Annotated in this window: 19 protein-coding genes and 1 pseudogene; 14 read left to right on the top strand and 6 right to left on the bottom strand. The window is 67.3% G+C overall.

The window, feature by feature from the left end; all coding sequences use genetic code 11:
* Window positions 1-2 precede the first annotated feature (2 nt).
* From GT370_RS05080 to GT370_RS05070, 3 genes are read left to right on the top strand one after another with little or no spacing between them, the layout of a single operon-like run.
* Window positions 3-395, top strand: a complete 393-nt coding sequence (locus GT370_RS05080; protein WP_270183988.1) for a hypothetical protein — start codon at window positions 3-5, stop codon at window positions 393-395.
* Window positions 314-931: a type II secretion system F family protein gene (locus GT370_RS05075; protein ID WP_270183987.1), complete on the top strand. Its 618-nt coding sequence runs from the start codon at window positions 314-316 to the stop codon at window positions 929-931. The genes GT370_RS05080 and GT370_RS05075 overlap by 82 nt, the downstream gene beginning before the upstream one ends.
* 28 nt (window positions 932-959) lie before the next feature.
* The gene (locus tag GT370_RS05070; RefSeq protein WP_008492864.1) at window positions 960-2,366 is read left to right on the top strand and encodes an SPOR domain-containing protein; all 1,407 of its coding nucleotides are present in this window, start codon (window positions 960-962) and stop codon (window positions 2,364-2,366) included.
* A 174-nt stretch (window positions 2,367-2,540) separates the two neighbouring features.
* Here the strand turns inward: GT370_RS05070 and GT370_RS05065 are convergent, their stop codons facing one another.
* The 3 genes and pseudogenes from GT370_RS05065 to gltX all read right to left on the bottom strand — a co-directional run bounded on the left by GT370_RS05065 (window position 2,541) and on the right by gltX (window position 4,437).
* On the bottom strand, window positions 2,541-2,756 hold the full coding sequence (locus tag GT370_RS05065) for a hypothetical protein (protein WP_270183986.1): 216 nt from the start codon (window positions 2,754-2,756) through the stop codon (window positions 2,541-2,543).
* Window positions 2,753-2,935, bottom strand: a complete 183-nt coding sequence (locus tag GT370_RS05060; protein WP_270183985.1) for a hypothetical protein — start codon at window positions 2,933-2,935, stop codon at window positions 2,753-2,755. The genes GT370_RS05065 and GT370_RS05060 overlap by 4 nt, the downstream gene beginning before the upstream one ends.
* 108 nt (window positions 2,936-3,043) lie before the next feature.
* Window positions 3,044-4,437 (bottom strand): annotated as a pseudogene (gene gltX / locus GT370_RS05055) (glutamate--tRNA ligase).
* Between the two features lie 73 nt (window positions 4,438-4,510).
* Between gltX and GT370_RS05050 the strand changes: the two are divergent.
* The 4 genes from GT370_RS05050 to GT370_RS05035 are packed head-to-tail and all read left to right on the top strand — an operon-like array spanning window position 4,511 to window position 8,753.
* The gene (locus tag GT370_RS05050) at window positions 4,511-6,520 is read left to right on the top strand and encodes a ComEC/Rec2 family competence protein (protein ID WP_270183984.1); all 2,010 of its coding nucleotides are present in this window, start codon (window positions 4,511-4,513) and stop codon (window positions 6,518-6,520) included.
* A gap of 36 nt (window positions 6,521-6,556) precedes the next feature.
* On the top strand, window positions 6,557-6,793 hold the full coding sequence (locus GT370_RS05045) for a hypothetical protein (RefSeq protein WP_270183983.1): 237 nt from the start codon (window positions 6,557-6,559) through the stop codon (window positions 6,791-6,793).
* A gap of 14 nt (window positions 6,794-6,807) precedes the next feature.
* Window positions 6,808-7,944, top strand: a complete 1,137-nt coding sequence (locus GT370_RS05040; RefSeq protein WP_270183982.1) for a hypothetical protein — start codon at window positions 6,808-6,810, stop codon at window positions 7,942-7,944.
* Window positions 7,941-8,753 (top strand): CpsD/CapB family tyrosine-protein kinase, encoded by an 813-nt coding sequence (locus tag GT370_RS05035; RefSeq protein ID WP_270183981.1) that lies wholly within the window; start codon window positions 7,941-7,943, stop codon window positions 8,751-8,753. Before GT370_RS05040 ends, GT370_RS05035 begins: the two co-directional genes overlap by 4 nt.
* Here the strand turns inward: GT370_RS05035 and GT370_RS05030 are convergent.
* Together GT370_RS05030 and GT370_RS05025 are read right to left on the bottom strand one after the other, a co-directional pair.
* On the bottom strand, window positions 8,686-9,360 hold the full coding sequence (locus GT370_RS05030; protein WP_270184354.1) for an acyltransferase family protein: 675 nt from the start codon (window positions 9,358-9,360) through the stop codon (window positions 8,686-8,688). The two genes, GT370_RS05035 and GT370_RS05030, sit on opposite strands and share 68 nt — an antisense overlap.
* A 5-nt stretch (window positions 9,361-9,365) precedes the next feature.
* The gene (locus GT370_RS05025; RefSeq protein ID WP_270183980.1) at window positions 9,366-9,731 is read right to left on the bottom strand and encodes an acyltransferase family protein; all 366 of its coding nucleotides are present in this window, start codon (window positions 9,729-9,731) and stop codon (window positions 9,366-9,368) included.
* 46 nt (window positions 9,732-9,777) lie between these two features.
* Here GT370_RS05025 and GT370_RS05020 point away from each other — a divergent pair, with 46 nt between their 5' ends.
* From GT370_RS05020 to map, 7 genes are all read left to right on the top strand, one after another.
* On the top strand, window positions 9,778-10,293 hold the full coding sequence (locus GT370_RS05020) for a hypothetical protein (RefSeq protein WP_270183979.1): 516 nt from the start codon (window positions 9,778-9,780) through the stop codon (window positions 10,291-10,293).
* 184 nt (window positions 10,294-10,477) lie between these two features.
* On the top strand, window positions 10,478-10,663 hold the full coding sequence (locus tag GT370_RS05015) for a hypothetical protein (protein ID WP_270183978.1): 186 nt from the start codon (window positions 10,478-10,480) through the stop codon (window positions 10,661-10,663).
* The gene (locus GT370_RS05010) at window positions 10,576-10,974 is read left to right on the top strand and encodes an outer membrane beta-barrel protein (RefSeq protein WP_333490059.1); all 399 of its coding nucleotides are present in this window, start codon (window positions 10,576-10,578) and stop codon (window positions 10,972-10,974) included. The genes GT370_RS05015 and GT370_RS05010 overlap by 88 nt, the downstream gene beginning before the upstream one ends.
* On the top strand, window positions 10,971-11,714 hold the full coding sequence (locus GT370_RS05005; protein ID WP_008492874.1) for a WecB/TagA/CpsF family glycosyltransferase: 744 nt from the start codon (window positions 10,971-10,973) through the stop codon (window positions 11,712-11,714). Before GT370_RS05010 ends, GT370_RS05005 begins: the two co-directional genes overlap by 4 nt.
* 36 nt (window positions 11,715-11,750) lie before the next feature.
* Window positions 11,751-12,035 (top strand): hypothetical protein, encoded by a 285-nt coding sequence (locus GT370_RS05000; RefSeq protein ID WP_051060181.1) that lies wholly within the window; start codon window positions 11,751-11,753, stop codon window positions 12,033-12,035.
* Window positions 12,035-13,417, top strand: a complete 1,383-nt coding sequence (gene fumC / locus GT370_RS04995; RefSeq protein ID WP_270183977.1) for a class II fumarate hydratase — start codon at window positions 12,035-12,037, stop codon at window positions 13,415-13,417. Before GT370_RS05000 ends, fumC begins: the two co-directional genes overlap by 1 nt.
* A gap of 191 nt (window positions 13,418-13,608) precedes the next feature.
* The gene (map, locus tag GT370_RS04990) at window positions 13,609-14,412 is read left to right on the top strand and encodes a type I methionyl aminopeptidase (protein WP_008492878.1); all 804 of its coding nucleotides are present in this window, start codon (window positions 13,609-13,611) and stop codon (window positions 14,410-14,412) included.
* 117 nt (window positions 14,413-14,529) lie between these two features.
* On the opposite strand, the gene hpf is transcribed toward map, so the two are convergent.
* Window positions 14,530-15,138, bottom strand: a complete 609-nt coding sequence (gene hpf / locus GT370_RS04985) for a ribosome hibernation-promoting factor, HPF/YfiA family (protein ID WP_039884730.1) — start codon at window positions 15,136-15,138, stop codon at window positions 14,530-14,532.
* Window positions 15,139-15,201 lie beyond the last annotated feature (63 nt).

Here is a 15,201-nt window from a genome sequence, read left to right as displayed (position 1 = left end):
CCGTGGTCCTGCTGGCCGGCATGGTGCTCGCTTTGCTGGTGCTGGCGGCTGGCGTTTTCTATCTGAACCATACGATGACCCGTTCGCAGAAGCTCGGCAAACGGATCGATCTCGCCATCCATGGCCGCAATGCGGCTCTGCTGGAGGAGGCCAAGCCGGAAGGCTCGGCGCTGGTGCGTCTGGTCTCGGCCTTTGGCATGTCCGTCGCCCGGTCCGGCCTGTTGTCGCGCAAAACCCTCGCGGAGATGACCGCGACGCTGGAAGGGCGGGGTTTCGCGGCGGCCGCGGCATTGGCCTGTTCGTCGGCGCCAAGGTGCTGGGTCTGTTCCTGCTGCCGGTGCTGCTCTATTTCGCCTTCCATAATATTTTCGTCTCCACCATCGGGCTGGTGCTGAAGATTGGCGGCGGCGCGGTGGTCGGCATGTTGCTGCCGGATATGATGGCGAAGAATATCCGCACCCGGCATCTCGAACAGGTTGAACGCGGCGTGCCGGATGCGCTGGATATGCTGGTGATCTGCGCCGATGCCGGTCTGGCGCTGGAGGCGGGCATCGCCCGCGTCGCCCAGGAAATTTCGCAGCTCAACCCGGATCTGGCGCAGGAGCTGACCCAGACCTCGCGCGAATTGCAGATCGGCGCGGATATGCGCAGCGTGATGTTTTCGCTGGGCCAGCGCACCGGGCTGGAAGTGCTCAAGCGGCTCGCCACCACGCTGAGCCAGTCGCTGCAATATGGCACGCCGCTGACGGCGGCGCTGCGCACCCTCTCCGCGGAATTGCGCGCCGAGGCGCTGATCCGCTTCGAGGATCGGGCCGGCAAGCTGCCCACCTTGATGACGCTGCCGATGATCGTCTTCATCCTGCCCTGCGTCTTCCTCATCGTTGGCGGGCCGGCGGTGATCCAGGTCATGGCCGTGCTGGCCCATCACTGAACATGAACCCTTGCACCGAAGAAGAGACATGATGATCCCCTGCGCCTTCGCTCGATCAGGCTATCCCCTGCGCCGCCTGCTGCGTGGTTCCGCCGCGGCGACGATGGTTCTCGGTCTTGCCGCGTGCAGCCAGCCAGAATCGCAGACGGCCGCGAACGCGCCCACCGGGTCCGTCGGGCCGAACACGCTGAATGTCGCGGATGCGGCCATCGCCGGCGGCGATCCGAACATGGCGTTGTCGATCTCGCAATCGATCCTCAAGGACGATCCGGACAATGTCGACGCGCTGGTGCATGAGGGCGATGCCTATTACGCGCTGGATCGCTGTTTGCCGGCGCAGGCGGCCTATTCCGTCGCGTTGAAATATGACGCCAAATCCAGCCCGGCGGAAACCGGCCTCGGGCGCTGTTTGCTGAAGAGCGATCCGGCGGCGGCCGAGCAGGCTTTCATCGCGGCGGTGAATGACGACCCGGGCAATGCCGCGGCCTGGAGCGATCTGGGCATCGCGCGCGACCTGCAAGGCAATTTCGCCGGCGCGGTCGAGCCTTATCAGAAATCGCTGCTGGCCAATCCCGGCAGCATGGCAACCGAGGTCAATCTCGGCCTCTCCCTGGCGCTCTCCGGACACGGCCCGCAGGCTCTGGCCTATCTTGGCCCGCTGGCCAGCGGCCAGAGCGCCACGCCGAAAATCCGCGAGGATTACGCGGCGGCGCTGATCGCGTCGGGGCGGGATGAGGAGGCGCGGCAGGTGCTCGCGATCGATCTGCCCCCCGAACAGGTGCAGCAGGCGATGGATGGTTTCTCGGCACTGATCGCCAGCTCGATCCAGACACCGCCGCCGCCACCGCCGCCGGCACCGACCCAGCCGGTGGTGACGACAACCCAGGTGACCACACAAACCACTAGCGTGGCGCCGACGCCGCTTGCGCCGCCGGTGCCGGTGGCGCCCGTGCCGGCTCCGGCTCCGGCTCCGGCTCCGGTGCCAAAGCCAGCGGCGGCCATTCCGACCAGCGGCGACCCCAACGCAGCCTATTCCGGCCCATCGCCGATCCCAGGCGCGATATCCTCCTCGACACCCGGCCCGGTGGCGACGCCGCCAATGCCAGCCGCAACCCCGGGCCCAAAGCCGGTGGCAATGCGCTACACACCGCCCGCCGCGCCCCCGGCGCCGGTGCATACCAGCCCCGGCGGGCCGGCGGCGGTGCAGCTCGGCGCGCTGCCGAGCCAGGAGGCAGCGCAGCATCAATGGAACAAGGTGCGCGCCGCGGCACCGTCTTTGTTTGCCGGAAAATCGCCCGACATCGTCGAGGCGAATGTGAAGGGCGTTACCTATTACCGCCTGCGCGTCACCGGCTTTTCCAGCCAGCTCGATGCGGCGCGGTTCTGCGGCGAGGTCTCCTCCGCCGGCTATGCCTGCACGGTGGCGAATTTTTGAAAATGAATAGGTTATAAAAGTTTTTTGGTGCCGCTTTTTTACAAAAAAGCGGCGTCAAGACAAAAGGCCGGACGTCCCCTCAAGGGGCGATCCGGCCTTTTGTCACGTAGGGGCGTTTTTGAAAAAACGCCCCTACAATCCCCAAAAACTTCCGCGCCTTCAGGCCAAAGCCTTTTACTGGCTATTGCCCGTGGTCCCCATGCCGGTGGTGGATTTGCTGCCGGTCATGTTGCTGGCGCCGGAGCCATTGGTGCCGCTCTTCATCGCGTTGGAGGACGAGCTGCCGCCGGCCGTTCCCATCGACATGCTGGAGCCGCCGGAGCCCATGCCCGCGGTGGAATGGCTGCCGGCCATGTTGTTGGAGCCGGTGCCGGCGGTGCCGGCCTTCATGCCGCTGCCATTGCCGCCGGAGGGGCCATGCCGGCCCCGGTGGTGCCCATGCCGGCGGTGGAGTGGCTACCGATGGTGTTGGTCGAGCCGCTGCTGCCGGTGGCGGAGCTCTGTGCCAGGGCCGGGGTGACGGCGCCGATGGCCAGAAGACACGTCGCGGTGGTGAAAAAGCGTTTCATTGCAAACTCCCGTTTTTAGTTGGCCGGGTCGTCCCGGCTCACAACCCGATGTGGGGGCGGCCGGGATGTTTGCATGAACATGAGCTGAACGATGAGACGGATTACCCCTCAGGCGGCAACCGCCCGGATGCGCGCCAACGCCTCGGCCTTGCCGAGCGCGATCAGCGTCGCGTCGATCCCCGGGCTCATCGTGCTGCCGGTCAGCGCGGCGCGCAGCGGCTGCGCCACCTGGCCGAGCTTGCGGCCCTCCGCTTCGGCAAAAGCGCGCAACGCCGCGTCGATCGCCTCGGCGGTGAAATCCGTGCCCTCCAGCAGGCCGGCCAGACGCGCCAGCATCTCGCGGTTTTCCAGGGTCAGCAGCGCCTCGGCCTTCGGTTCGAAGGGCAGGGGAATTTCGCGGGCGAGGAAGGCGGAAGAGTTGCTCAGCTCCTCCAGCGTCTTGGCGCGCTCCTTCAAGCCCGGCATCAGCGCCAGAATGCGCTGCATGGCGGCGGTGCCGACGGTGATGTCGGCCTTGGCCAGGCGCTCCACCACATCGTCACGCAGCCGCGCATCCTCGGCCTGGCGCAGCCACATGCCGTTGAGATGGGTGAGCTTGGCATAATCCATGCGGCTGGCCGCCCGGCCGACACCCTCCAGGGTGAACAGCGCGATCTGCTCGTCGCGGCCAAGGAACTCGGCATCGCCATGGCCCCAGCCCAGACGCAGCAGGTAGTTGCACAACGCCTCCGGCAGGAAGCCCTGCTCGCGGAATTCCAGAATGCTCACCGCGCCATGGCGCTTGGAGAGCTTCGCCCCGTCCGCGCCATGGATCAGCGGAATATGCGCGAAGGCGGGCGTCTCCCAGCCCATCGCGTCATAAATCTGGATCTGCCGGAAGGTGTTGGTGAGATGATCGTCGCCGCGAATCACATGGGTGATCGCCATGTCATGGTCATCCACCACCACCGCGTGCAGATAGGTCGGCGTGCCGTCCGAGCGCAGGATGATCATGTCATCCATCTCGGCATTCTTCACCCGCACCTCGCCCTGCACCAGATCATTCAGCACCACCTCGCCCTCGCGTGGGGCTTTCAGGCGGATGGCGGGCTTCACCCCGCCGGCGCTTCGGACGGGTCACGGTCGCGCCAACGGCCATCGTAACGCGGCGGGCGCTTCTCGGCCATCGCGGTCTCGCGCATCTGCGCCAGCTCTTCCGGGGTGCAATAGCAGCGATAAGCCTTGCCCTGCGCCAGCAGCGCCATCGCCACCTCGACATGCCTTGCCTCGCGGCTGCTCTGGAACACCGGGGGCTCGTCAGCCTTCAGATCGAGCCAGTCCAGCCCGTCCAGGATCACCTGCACCGCTTCCTGGGTGGAGCGGGCCTTGTCCGTATCCTCGATGCGCAACACGAACTCGCCGCCATGATGTTTGGCGAAGAGATAGTTGAAGAGGGCGGTGCGGGCGCCGCCAATATGCAGCAGGCCGGTGGGAGAGGGCGCGAAGCGGGTACGGACTTTCATGGGCTGGCTGTTACTCTTTTGCGCCGATTTGTGCCAGCCGGGCGAAAAAGTTAATCATCCGGAACAATCGGAGGTGGTATTGGCCCGGGACTGGTTCGCGCGCTGGGTGGAGGCGGAGCGGGGGCATTTCATCCTGCTGCTGCCGGTCGCCATGGGGGCCGCCATCCTGGTCTATTTCGCGCTGCCTTCGGAGCCGCCGCTCTGGCTGGCGGCGGCCCTTCCGGTGGGCGCGCTGCTGGCGCTGGGGGCGAGCTGGCGGTTTCCTTATGCGCGGTTTCTGGCCTGGCTGCTGCTGGCGGGGGCCATCGGCTTCGCCCGGGCCGAATATCGCAGCGCTACGATGCCGCCGATGCCGCCCATCCCGTCCGGCGTGGTCAGCGTCAGCGGCTTCGTCGCGCGGGTGGAGATGCTGCCCAACACCGCCCGCGTGGTGCTGCGCGCCCCGCGGATCGATCACGGCCCGACGCTGCGCCGTCTGGTCCGGCTGAAGCTACGCCCCGGCGATGCGCCGCCCGACCCGGGGGCGCTGGTGAAAGCCTATGCGCTGCTGTTCGGCCCGGACCCGCCGGCCTATCCGGGCGGCTGGCAGCAGGGGCGGGATGAATATTTCGCCAATCTCGCCGCTGTCGGGGTGGCGCTGACACCGCTAAAGCAGCTGCGCCCGGCGCCACCCAGCCAGTGGCGCGATGCGCTGCAGGCGTTGCGGCTGGAGATCGCCACGCAGATCCTGCGCGCGCTGCCGCTCTCCACCGGCGCCATCGCGGTCACACTCCTGACCGGCGATGAGCAGATCATCCCCGCCGATGAGCGGCAGGGCTTCATCCTCTCCGGCCTCGCCCATATTCTCGCGGTGGCGGGGCTGCATGTCGGCATCGTCATGGGCATCGTGTTTGTGCTGGCGCGATGGGGGCTCTCGCGCAGCGCCTGGATGGCACTGCACTGGCCGGGCAAACCCATTGCCGCCGTGCTGGCGCTGGCGGGCGGGGCGGGGTACGCGGTGCTCACCGGGGCGCATCTGCCGATCCTGCGCAGCCTGGCGATGGCCAGCCTGGTCACACTCGGCGTGCTGCTGGGGCGGCGCGCGGTCTCGCTGCGCGGGCTGGCCCTGGCGGCGATGATCCTGCTGCTGGCCACCCCCGAGGCGATTCTCTCCGCCAGCTTTCAGATGAGCTTCTCCGCCGTCGCCGCCCTCATCGCCGGCTATGAAGCGGTGCATCCGATCTGGCGGCGCTTCCATGCCGGGCGCAGCATGCTGGGGGCGGGGCTGATGCATGTGGCCGAGCTCGCCTTCACCAGCCTGCTCGCCGGCGGCGCCTCGATGCCGTTTTCCGCCTATCAGTTCCAGCAGATCGAACCTTACTGGATCCCGGCCAATCTGGTCGCGGTGCCGCTCACCGCGCTCTGGATCATGCCCTGGGGCTTGGCCGGGTTGGCGCTGCTGAAGCTGCATCTGGCCTGGCTCGCCTTCAAGCCGATGGGCTGGGGCATCGCCATCATCGTCTGGATGACCGCCCATATCGCCACCTGGCCGGATGCGCTGCTGAAGGTGGCGCCGATGCCGGGTGCCGCCATCCTGCTGATCGCGGCGGGGCTGGCCTGGCTGTGCCTCTGGCGCTCGGCCGCGCGACTGGCGGGGGCGGGGTTGATCGCGGCCGGGCTGGTGGCAGCGCTGCTGGCCCGCCCGCCGGACGTGCTGGTCTCCGCCGATGCCAGGCTGATCGGTATCCGCCAGGGCGGGCAGGTGCTGCTGGTGGAAATGCCCAAGGCCAGCAGCTTCACGCTGGAGCAATGGCGCGCGGTCTGGGGCGGGGCGCGTTTGGTGCCATCCGCCTGCAGTGCTGCCACCTGCCGCATCGGCGCGGTGCTCTATGCCGCTACCCCGGTAACCGACTGCCAGGGGGCGCGGTTGCTGGTCTCGCCAGTGTCGCAACCGGGCTGCGCCGGCGCGGTGATCCTGGATGCCAGCCGCGCCGCGCGGGATGGCGCGCTGGCCGCCTGGGTGAGCCCGGCGCGGATCCGCCTGATCACGGACCGCGCCTGGGAGGGGGCGCGCCCCTGGGTGCCGAATCTGTCGCAACCATAGATTGTTTTCGCTCGCTGTTTTCGTTAATCTATCGTTATGAGTGTCGCGCTCCCGCCTCTGGCTGTCGCCGCCCCGCCCTCGCTGGCCGACCAGTTGCAGGGGCTGGGGCGGCGATGGCGGATTTTGCTGCTCTCCACCATGCTGGCCCCGGCGCTGGCCGGCTTGTTGCTGGCGCTCAGCCCCTCGCATTATGAAGCCACCGGCATTCTGCTCTATGATCCCGAAGCGGCGCGCCTGCCCGGCGCCAATGCCGCCGGCCCGCGACAGAGCTGAACCAGGATGCGGTGATGGCGAGCCAGAGCGCCATCGTCCTCGCTTTGCCGGCGGCGGCGGCGATCGCGACGCGGCTGCATCTGGACCAGCTGCCGGAATTCAACCCGGCTTTGCGCAAGCGCATCTTCCCGCTCTCGCTGTTGCCTGCCCCCGCCGCGCCGGATGCGGCGACGCTGGCGCAAATCGTGCAGACCCATCTCGCCGTTTCGGTGCAGCCAGGGGCGCGGGTGATCGCGGTGCATTTCTCGGCCCGCAGCCCGGACCTCGCCGCCGCCGGGGCCAATCTCGCGATGCAGCTTTATCTGGACCAGGGGCGCGATGTCGCCTTCCAGGCCCTCAATGACGCGCAAAGCTGGCTGGAGACCCATTCCGCCCAGGTGCAGCAGCAGCTGGACGAGACCGAGACGCAGCTGGCGAAAGCCAGGGCCGGGGCAGGGGTGGTGGCGGCAACGCAAGGCAGCACCTTGACCGGCGAGACCGCGAGCCGGCTCGCCGCCTCGCTGGTGGAAGCGCAGGCGGCCCTGGCGATGGCCCGCGCCCGGCTCGATGCCGCCACCGAGGCCGGCGGCGATGCCGCTGCCGCCAACGCCGCCGTGGCCCCCAACCTGCTGCCGCTGCGCACCCAGCAGGCGCAGCTTGCCTCCCAGGTGAAGTCGCTCGCCAGCGAATACGGTCCCGCCTATCCGGCGCTGGTGACGGCGCGCGCGCAATTATCCGCCGTCACCGCGCAGATCGACGCGGAGGCGGGGCGCGAGATGCAGGCGGCCCGCGCCGATGTCGCCGCCGACGAGGCCCAGGTGCGGACGCTGCAGGCGGCCCTGGCCCATATCCGCATCGCCAGCCAGACCGAGGATGAGGAGAGTGCCCCGGTCCGGGCTCTGGAGCAGCGCGCCGAGGCCGGGCGGGACATGTTGCGGGCGATGACCCTGCAGGCCGGGCAGCTGGCGCAAGATGCCTCGCTGACCCGGCCGGAGGCGCGCATCCTGTCCATGGCGGCGGTGCCGGCGCGGCCGGAGTCCAAGCATTATGCCATGGTGCTCAGCGCCGCGACGGTGCTGGGGCTGTGCCTGGGGGTGCTGCTGGCGGGCTTGCGCGATACGCTGGACCGCTCGCTGCGCTCCGGCAATGAAGTGCGCGCGGCGCTGGGGTGAGCTGCCACGGGCTGCTGCCGGTCGCAGCCAGGCCGGAGGAGCGCGCCATCACCGCGCCGCTCTCGCTCTATTGCGAGCAATTGCGCGGCATCCGCACCGGGCTGGGGCTGGGCGAGCCGGGACGGCAGATTCTGGCGGTGACGGCGGCGCGCCCGGCGGAAGGCAAGACCACGCTCTGCGTCTCGCTGGCGCGGATGCTGGCCGCCTCCGGGCTGCGGGTGCTGGCCATTGACGGCGATGTGCGCTGCCCCGGCTTCGGGCGGGTGTTCGGCCTGGAGGAGCGCCCCGGCCTGGCGGAGCTGCTCCGCGGCACGGCGCAACTGCCCGACGCGCTGGGCCGGGACAAGCTGACCAGCCTGAGCCTGCTCTGCGCTGGCGGCGAGCGGGCCAGCGCACTGGATCTGTTTCTCTCCCCTGCCTTGCCGGCCTTGCTGGCCGCCTTGCGGGAGCATTACGACATCATCCTGCTCGACGTGCCCCCGGCCTTTGCCCTGGCGGAGGCGCGGGTGCTCTGCCGGATGGCGGATCTGACCCTGCTATGCATCCGCTGGGCAGCACCCGCGCCGGCTGGCGCGCGAGGCGCTGAATTTGCTGCGCGAGGCCGGCGCCGATGTGGCCGGCACCGCGCTCACCCGCGTCAACCCCGCCGCCCATGCCCGCTCTTTCCATGCCGACGCCGAATTCTACGCCCCGCGCTATGGCGGGTATGTGACGAAATAGCCGGGCGACGTACTGCTCCTTTCAGCTGTGGTGCTCGTGGCTGTGGCGCATGCGCGGCGGCAGGGGCGGCCAACCATGGTCCTGGATGAGCAGCCACGCTGCCCGGCATAAGATCGGCCCGAACAATCCCGCCGCCATCAGCGCCGGGGCGAAGAGCAGGAAATGCGGGCCGTTCCAGGAGCCCAGCCGCAGCATCATGCCCTTGGCGAGCCCGATGCAGATGGTGTTGCCGAGATAGATGGCAAAGCTGGCCCGCCCGAGGACGAGCAGCGCGGCGCGCGCCCTCTGCGCCCGCAAGGCCCGCATCGCGCCATGCAGGGCCGGCATCGAGATCACGCCGAGCGGCAGCATGTAGAAAGGCTGCGGCCAGTCCTGCCCGCATAGCGCGACGACACTCAGCCCCGCCATCAGGCAGAGCAAAGCCGGCCGCCAGAGGCGGGTGAGGCAGCGCTCCCAGCTCGCCCGGGCAAACCCCGCCAGCGCCCCCAGCAGAAAGAACGGCGCGTAGCCGGTCAGCCGGTCGGCATAGAGATAGCCCGGCACCGGCAGCCAATAGGCCAGCAGCGCCAGCGCCAGCAGATTCGCCAGCCGTTCGATCTGCCCATCCAGCGCCCAGCGCGTCGCCAGCACCAGCACGAACAGGACGAACAGATACCACACACTCAGCGCTGGGCTGGCCTCGGTGTGCCAGAACAGCCCGGTCAGCCGGCGGTGAGGCTGGGTGGCGTATTGTCCACGGCGATGAAGCGCGCCGCCACCAGCTTGCCGGCGAGAATGAGCAGCCCCAGCGCGAAAAACGGCAGCAGCAAACGTTGCGCGCGCTCCTGCAACGCCGCGCCAAAGCCCGCCCGCCCGCGCACGAGAAAGCCCGAGGAGGCCGCCACGAAGCCGCTCAGATACAGGAAGAACGGCATATGAAACGCATAGATCGCCCGGCGCAGGGGCTCGTACCAGTGCACCTGGGCGGGGTCCTGGCGCGCCACGATATGGCCGAACACCACCAGGGTGATGGCGAGGCCCTTGGCCATGTCGATATCCTGGCGGCGTGCGGAAATCTCAGCGTTCATTTGTTTTGCTATTAACATTATTCCACTTAGAGTGGTATCAGAAACCGTGTCGCGTGATCTCGCATCCTGGTTGTGCCTGGTTCTGCTCTGCTGGCCCGCCGGCGCCGGCGCGCAGATGCTGGATGATCTGTTGCCCGTCACCATCCCCGGCTTTGCGCCGGGTGCGCCCGCTCTCACCCCCCGGCAGGGGCGGGCGCTTGGCGCCACCGGCTGGCGGTTCGGCACGCTCAGCCTCAGCCCCACATTGAGTGCCACCAGCGGGTATGACAGCGCGCCGAATGGTGCCGCCGGCTCGATGCTGGTACAGCTTTCGCCGAGCCTGGCGGTGAGCGACCCGGTGGCGGGGTTCGGCGCCTATGCGCTGGTCAGCCCCAGCCTTTATCCGCAGGACCAGCCGCAATCCTCCACCATGGCGGCGCTGGCGGTGGGGCAGGGCTTCACCATGGCGCGCCAGACCCTCACCCTGGCGGGCGGCTTCGTGCGGGGGGCGGAGACCGGCTTTGCCATCGGGGCGGCAGCCTCGCCCGCCCGCTGCCCTTCAACATGTCACAGATCCGGCTGAGCGATGCCATCACCCAGGCGGCGCTGACCATCACCCCGGAAATCTCCGCCAGCCTGCTGGGCTTCCCCGACGCCCCGGCGCAGGACCGCAGCGACCTGCGCCCGGCCTTGCGGCTTGCCTATAATGACGGCGCGCCGCTGAGCTATGTGCTGGAGCTGCGCGGGATCTCTCGGATGGGCGGATCGTGGCGCAGGATGCCACCAACATCGCCCTGCTCGGCGGGGTGCGTGAGCAGGCGAACGGGCTCTGGTCGGTCTCGGTGCTGGCCGGCGGGCCGGGCGGCTGCCACGCCAGGGGGCGGCACTGCTCACCCCGGCGCTGGAAATCCGCCTGGATTGGGCGCCCGACCGGCTGGACGAGCTGCGGCTGAATCTGGTCCGCGAGCTGGACGATCCGGACCGCGTCAGCGCGCTGCCCTACACGCTCAGCGCCGCCAAATTCACCTTGCTGCGCGCCGGGCTGCAACAGCTCTCGTTCAAGGCGCAAGGGGAGGTCTCGCAGGCCGATTATCTGCATGGGGATCTGCGGGAAACCCTGGTCAATCTCGGCGCCACGGTCGCCTGGCAGCTCAGCCCCTTCCTCGCGCTGGAGCTGCGCTATGGCTTCAATGACCGGCAATCGCCCCAGCTTGGCGCCGCCAATGAGCATGTGATGACGATGGGGGTGAGCTGGACGCCATGAAACGCTTCGGGCTGCGCTTTGCGACAGAAGATATGAGGATGACCGCCACCGCCATTCTGGCCCAGGCGGAGGCGGCGGATTTCAGTTACGTCGTCACCCCGAATGTCGATCATCTGGAACGGCTGCGCCGCCAGCCGGGGCTGCGGCCGCTCTACCAGGAGGCCTGGCTCTGTTTGTTCGATTCGCGCTGCCTCGCCCGGCTGCTCGGGCTGTTTGGCCGCGCCACCCCGCCAGTGGTCACCGGCGCGGACCTCACCGCGGATCTGCTGCCGCGCCTGGCGGGGATGCGGGTTGCGGTGATCGGCATGGCGGATGCTGATTTCGCAGCGCTACGATTACGCTACCCGGCAATCCTGTTTCACCGCCACGCGCCGCCGATGGGGCTGCTCACCAATCTCGCCGCGCAGGAGGATGTGCTGGCTTTCCTGCGCCAGCTGCAACCGCAGGTCAGCTTCTTCGCGGTCGGCTCGCCGGTGCAGGAGATCCTCGCCCACCGGCTCTGGCGCGAGGGCGGGGGCAGCGGGGTGGGGCTGTGCATCGGCACGGCGCTCGCCTTTGCCGCCGGCACGGCGCGGCGCGCCCCGCTCTGGATGCGCCGGGCCGGGCTGGAATGGCTGCATCGGCTCATCCGGGAGCCGCGCCGGCTGGCACGGCGCTATCTGCTGGCTGGGCCGCGTTTGCTGCTGGCTTTGGGGCTGGCTGAAATTCGGTCTGGCCATCGCGCGCGAGAGGGCGGATAACAACGCATCCCTCAAGCCTCCAGCAGGAGACCGGATTTGGAGTCACTTCCTCCCGAAAAGCGCCGGGGCGGCGAAGATTCGCTCTGGGCCGTGGTCGCCGTGATCGGCCGGGTGATCCGCATCGCCGAGATCTTCCCCAACCGCGCCCAGGCGCTGCGCGATCAGGCGTGGCGCGAAGCCCAGGTGCGCGCTTATGCCAGCTTCCTTGAAAGAACCGACCAGCCAGCCCCACGTTACATGATAAGGCCGATCCGCCGCACGGATCTGCCCCGCCGGTGGAAACCTCTCCCGGCCCTCGGGTTTTTGCATGGGAATTGGTGATGGCCACAACACGGATTGAACATGACGCGCTGGGCGACGTGGCGGTACAAGCCGACCGGCTCTGGGGCGCGCAGACCGAGCGCAGCCTGGAGAATTTCAAGATCGGCCGGTCGCGTTACGTGTGGGGGCGCGAGGTCATTCGCGGCTTTGGCATCCTGAAAAAAGCCTGCGCGCTGGCCAACCAGGCGCTGGGGCAGATGCCGGAGGAGAAAGCGCGGCTGATCGTGCAGGCGGCGCAGGAGGTGATCGACGGCAAATGGGATGAGGAATTCCCGCTGGTGGTGTTCCAGACCGGCTCCGGCACCCAGAGCAACATGAACGCCAATGAGGTGATCTCCAACCGCGCCATTCAGATCGCTGGCGGGGTGGTCGGCAGCAAAAAGCCGATCCACCCGAATGATGATGTCAATCACAGCCAGTCCTCCAACGACACTTTCCCGACCGTGATGCATATCGCCGCGGTGGAGGCCACCAAGGCGAAGCTGTTGCCGGCCATCGCCCGGCTCTCGGATGTCTTCCGCGCCAAGGCCCTGGCCTATGGCGATGTGGTGATGACCGGGCGCACCCATCTGCAGGATGCGACCCCGGTGACGCTGGGCCAGGTGATTTCCGGCTGGCAGGCGCAGCTGGATCAGGCCGCGGAGGGGATCGATCTCTCGCTCGCCGGGCTGTATGAGCTGGCGGTGGGCGGCACCGCGGTGGGCACCGGGCTGAACGCGCATCCGAATTTCGGCGCCACCGCGGCCGCGTTCATCGCCGAGGAAACCGGCCACCCCTTCATCACCGCGCCCAACAAATTCGCGGCCCTTTCGGCGCATGACGCGCTGGTGGCAGCCTCCGGCGCGGTGCGCGTACTGGCCGGGGCCGCGATGAAGATCGCCAATGATGTGCGCTGGTATGCCTCCGGCCCACGCACCGGCATCGGCGAGCTGCTGATCCCGGAAAACGAGCCCGGCTCCTCGATCATGCCCGGCAAGATCAACCCGACCCAGTGCGAGGCGCTGACCATGGTGGCGGTGCAGGTGTTCGGCAATGACCATGCGGTGGCCTTTGGCGGCTCGCAGGGGAATTTCCAGCTCAATGTCTATAAGCCGGTGATGCTCAGCAATTATCTCGACAGCGTGAATTTGCTGGCCGACGCGCTGGAGAGTTTTTGCGCCCATTGCGCCGAAGGCATCGAACCGGCGCGGGGTAAAATTGCGGAGAATTTGGCTGCCAATCTGATGCTGGTGACGGCGTTGAACCCGCATATCGGCTACTCGAAATCGGCCGAGATCGCGCTGAAGGCGCATCGGGAAGGGCTGACCTTGCGTGAGGCCGCCCTGGCCAGCGGAGCGCTGAGCGGCGCGCAGTTCGATGAATGGGTGAAACCCAGGCGATGACCGCGCCGCTGAGCGTTTAGAACAACATGACCCTGACTGGACCCAGTCAGGGTCATGTTGCTTGCCAAAACACAGAGCTAGAGTGCGCTGAGCGTTTCCGGTCAGCCTGAAAGCGCTTTAAGCGTGAATTTTGCGGCGCGCGGGCGAGATGTGCTAGCAACCTTGCCCTGACCAATCGAGGATATTTGCTTATGGATGGCGGTGCAGATTCACGCCGGATCACGATCTACAAACCGGAGGATTTCGCGCCGATGCGCGCGGCGGGCAAGCTCGCCGCCGAGACGCTGGATATGATCACCGAACATGTCGCCCCCGGCGTCACCACCGAGCATCTGAACACGCTGTGCCATGAGTTCATCCTCGCCCATAATGCGGTGCCGGCGCCGTTGAATTATCGCGGCTATCCGAAATCCATCTGCACCTCGATCAATCATGTCGTCTGTCACGGCATTCCGGGCGACCGGAAGCTGCTGGACGGGGATGTGCTGAATATCGATGTGACGGTGATCCTGGATGGCTGGTACGGCGATTCCAGCCGGATGTATGTGGCCGGCAATGCCAATACCCGCGCCAAACGCTTGATCGACGTGACCTATGAGGCGCTGATGCGCGGCATCGCGGCGGTGAAGCCGGGGGCGACCTTTGGCGATATCGGCTATGTGATCCAGCAATATGTCGAGGCGCAGCGTTTCTCGGTGGTGCGGGATTTCTGCGGCCATGGCATTGGCCAGCGCTTCCACGAGCCGCCGAATGTGCTGCATTTCGGCAAGCGCGGGGAAGGGGCGGTGCTGAAGCCGGGCATGTTCTTCACGATCGAGCCGATGGTGAATATCGGCCGCCCGGATGTGAAGATCCTGGATGATGGCTGGACGGCGGTGACGCGCGACCGCTCGCTTTCGGCGCAGTTCGAACACATGATCGGCGTCACCGAAACCGGCGCCGAAATCTTCACGGTCTCGCCAAAAGGCTACACCCGCCCGCCCTACGAGGCCTAAAAGAGCAAAAGTTTTTGGGTGGCGGAGGCGCCCAAGGTTCCAACGTCGCGCAGCGGCGTTGGAATGGCGCCGGAGGGGTGGGGGTGTTTTTCCAAAAACACCCCCACCTCTTACCCCTTAACCATTCGGATCAATCCACCCAACATGGCCATCCCCGCGTCGATAAACGACGTTGAGCCCGCCAGTCTTGGAATTGCGGAACATCATCACCGGCTGAAAGGCCAGATCCATCTTCATCACCGCATCGCGCACGGTCAGCGTCTCGATGGTGGTGGTGTCCTCGGCGATGACGGTGGCGTGCAGCTCCATCGGCACCGCATCATGGCCGTTGGCATGGCCGTTGGGGGGCGCCTCATGCTCCTCCTCATCGTCCGGCTCATGCGCCAGCACATAGGCGCGGGCCATTTCCGGCTTGATCTTGCCGAGGTCGCGCTGATGCGCGGAGACCCGGCGCCGGTAGCGGCGCAGCCGCTTGGCGATATGCTCGGCCGCGTCCTCAAAGGCGGCGCGCGCATCCGCCGCCTCGCCCTCGCCGCGCACCGTGATGCCGCGGCCGGCATGAAGGTTGATGTCGCAAGTAAAGAAACTTCGGGCCTTGCTGAAGGTCACCTGTGCCTCAAGCGCGTGATCGAAATATTTGGCGGTAATCGTGCCGAGTTGCTTGTCCACATGCACACGCAAAGCGTCGGACAGTTCAACTTGCTTGCCAGAGACCGTTAACTGCATGGTCTTCTCCCGAACACAAACCGGCTCTGATTTCAGGCTGCCTGGCGCCACTCTCTTTCGCGC

Source organism: Acidocella sp. MX-AZ03, assembly GCF_027626035.1.
GTDB classification, from domain to species: Bacteria; Pseudomonadota; Alphaproteobacteria; order Acetobacterales; family Acetobacteraceae; genus Acidocella; species Acidocella facilis.
Note: the sequence above shows the minus strand (reverse complement) of the source record. Positions and strands in the feature narration are given on the sequence as shown.